The sequence below is a fragment of the Streptomyces olivaceus genome (assembly GCF_000721235.1).
Lineage (GTDB): Bacteria > Actinomycetota > Actinomycetes > Streptomycetales > Streptomycetaceae > Streptomyces > Streptomyces olivaceus.
This window is the reverse complement of record NZ_JOFH01000091.1, coordinates 1-3,355: the sequence shown is the minus strand read 5'-3', so window position 1 is coordinate 3,355 and position 3,355 is coordinate 1. Positions and strand designations below refer to the sequence as shown.

At 74.3% G+C, this 3,355-nt stretch carries 1 protein-coding gene; it reads left to right on the top strand.

Features of this window, described 5'->3' with window-relative positions:
* Positions 1–3,355: SDR family NAD(P)-dependent oxidoreductase (locus IG94_RS0137815; RefSeq protein WP_031048589.1), on the top strand; the 3,355-nt coding region annotated here is incomplete at both ends.

Genomic DNA, 3,355 nt, shown 5'->3' with positions numbered 1-3,355 from the left:
CCACACCCCCCTCCCCACCTACCCCTTCCAACACCACCACTACTGGCTCAACCCCACCACCACCCCCACCAACCACCACCACACCGGACACCCACTCATCGCAAGCACGACGGACCTCCCGGAGGGGAACGGGCACGTCTTCACGGGGCGCGTGTCGACGTCCACGCACCCCTGGCTCGCCGACCACGCAGTGCTCGGCACGGTGCTGCTGCCCGGGACCGCCTTCCTGGACATCGCGCTGCACGCGGCGACTCACCTGGGCCACCGGCACGTGGAAGAGCTGACGGTGGAGAACCCCCTCACGTTCTCCGGCACCGCTGCCGTCCAACTGCACGTCACCGTCACGCCGGAGAGCGAGGGCGACGACTGTGCCGTGACGATCCACTCGCGCCCCGCCGACCAGCCGGACCAGCCGTGGACGCGGCATGCGAGCGGCACGATCGTCGCGGACGCTCCGCAGGACGGGCAGCCGGAGTTCGCCGGTGTGTGGCCGCCGCCCGGTGCGACGCCGGTGCCGGTCGAGGACCTCTACGACCGGTTGGCGGGCCTCGGTTACCTGTACGGCCCGGTGTTCCAGGGGCTGGGGGCCGCGTGGCGCGACGGCGACGTGCTCTACGCCGAGGTCCGGCTGCCCGAGGACACGGAGGCCGACGGGTTCGCCGTCCATCCCGCGCTGCTCGACGCGGCCCAGCACGCCACCGCGCTCGGCATGGGCCTGGACCGGTCCGACGGTCCGGTCCGGTTGCCGTTCTCCTGGTCCGGGAGCACGCTGCACGCCACCGGGGCGAGCGTGCTGCGGGTCCGGGTGACGCCCGTGGACGAGTCGACGGCGGCGCTGGACATGGCCGACGAAGCGGGCCGGCCGGTGGTCACCGTCTCCGCGCTCAAGCTCCGCGAACTGACCGTCGACCGGCTGGACACGTCCCGCCACCTGCACAACGCCCTGTGGCGCGTGGGCTGGACGCCGTCGGCGTCCGACGCGTCGCCCGTCGCGCCGGGCGCTTGGGCGGTACTGGGGGACGCGGTGGCCGAGGACGGCCCGGACGCTCTGGGTGACGCCTGCGCCGGCCTGCCGCGCCACCGGGAACTGGGCGACCTCGTGCGCTCGATCGACTCGGGAGCGGCCGTACCGGACGTCGTACTGCTCCCCTGCGACGGCGGAACGCCCGAGGAGGGCGACCCGGCCGCCCGCGGCCACGACGCCACCCGGCACGTGCTCCAACTGCTCCAGGACTGGCTGGCCGAGGACCGTCTCGCGGCGTCGAGGCTGGTGGTGGTCACCCGCGGCGCGGTGCCGGTGGACGCCGACGACCCGGTGTGCGACCTGGCGGGCGCGGCCGTGTGGGGTCTGCTGCGCGCCGCCTGGTGGGAGGAGCCGGACCGGTTCGCGCTGGTCGACCTCGACGGGACGGACGCGTCGGTACGCATGCTGGGTGCCGCGATCGATTCCGGCGAGCCGCAGGTCCTGCTGCGTGTCGGGACGGCCCATGTTCCTCGGCTGGTCGCGGCCGCCGCCGCGGGGGAGGCGGCGGAGGAGGCCGGGAAGGCCTCCTTCGACCCGGACGGCACCGTCCTGATCACCGGCGGCACGGGGACGATCGGCCGGCACGTCGCCCGGCATCTGGTGGCCCGGCACGGCGTAAGGCATCTGCTGCTGGTCAGCCGCTCGGGCCCGGACTCCCCGGGCGCCGTCGAGCTGGCGGACGAGCTGCGGTCCGCCGGGGCCGAGGTGACGGTCGCGGCGTGCGACACCGCCGACCGGGACGCGCTGGCCGCCCTGCTCGCCGACGTCCCGGACGAGCATCCGCTCACTGCGGTCGTCCACACGGCGGGTGTGCTGGCGGACGGCGTGCTCACCGCGCTGACGGGTGCGGACGCGGACGCCGTCCTGCGGCCCAAGGCCGACGCTGCGTGGAACCTGCACGTGCTGACCGAGCACCTCGACCTCGAGGCGTTCATCCTGTTCTCGTCGGCGGCGGGCACGATCGGCAACCCGGGCCAGTCGGTGTACGCGGCGGCCAACGGCTTCGTGGACGCGCTGGCCGCGTACCGGCGGTCCCGTGGTCTGCCCGCCGCGTCCTTCGCATGGGGTCTGTGGGCGGAGACCAGCTCGATGACCGCGGGGCTGGACAGCGTCGGCAGGGCCAGGCTCACCCGCAACAGCGCGGCGCTCGGCACCGAGCAGGGGCTCGCCCTCTTCGACGCCGGGCTGACGCTCCGGCGGGAGGTGCCGCTGTTGATGGCCGTACTGCGGCCGGCGACGGTCCGCGCGGACGACGAGGACATTCCGCCGATCCTGCGCACGATCGGCCGGGCGACCGTACGGCGGGCGAGCGGCCCGGTCCGGCGGACGACGGACGGCGACCTGGCCGGCCGCCTGAGCGCGCTCAGTGAGACCGAGCGGCTCGACACGCTGGTGGACCTGGTGCGGGTCAACGTGGCTGCGGTACTCGGCCACGTGGGGCAGGACGCGGTCGAGACCGACCGCAGCTTCCGGGACCTGGGCTTCGACTCGCTCACCGCCGTCGAGCTGCGCAACCGGCTGAAAGGCGCCACAGGTCTGCGCCTGCCCGCCACGCTGATCTTCGACCATCCGACGACGGGCGCCCTGGCCGGGCACCTGCTCGCGGAGCTGCTCGGGGAGCGGGCGGGGACGAGCAGGCCGGCCTCGGTGATCGCCGAGCGGGACGACGACCCTGTGGTGATCGTCGGGATGGCGTGCCGCTTCCCGGGCGACGTCCGTACGCCGGACGCCCTGTGGCGGCTCGTGGCCGAGGGCGCGGACGCGATCGGCGGCTTCCCCGCGGGCCGTGGCTGGAACGTCGACGAGTTGTACCACCCGGACCCCGACCACCCCGGCACCTCGTACGTCGACAAGGGCGGGTTCCTGCACGACGCGGACGTGTTCGACGCGGAGTTCTTCGGGATCAGCCCCCGCGAGGCCCTGGCGACCGACCCGCAGCAGCGGCTGCTGCTGGAGACCGCCTGGGAGTTGCTGGAGAACGCGGCCATCGACCCGGCGTCGCTGCGCGGCAGCGGCACCGGGGTGTTCATCGGCACGGCCGCCCAGGAGTACGGGATCAACGCGCGGCTCGCCGAGACCGGTACGGAGGTCACCGTGGACACGGCGTGCTCGTCGTCGCTGGTCTCCCTGCACCTCGCGGCGCAGGCGCTGCGCAACGGCGACTGCGACCTCGCGCTGGCCGGCGGGGTCGCGGTCATGGCGACGCCGACGTTGTTCGTCGAGTTCAGCCGGCAGCGCGGTCTGGCCCCGGACGGCCGGTGCAAGCCGTTCGACGCCGCCGCCGACGGCACGGTGTTCTCCGAGGGGGTCGGGCTGCTGCTGGTGGAGAGG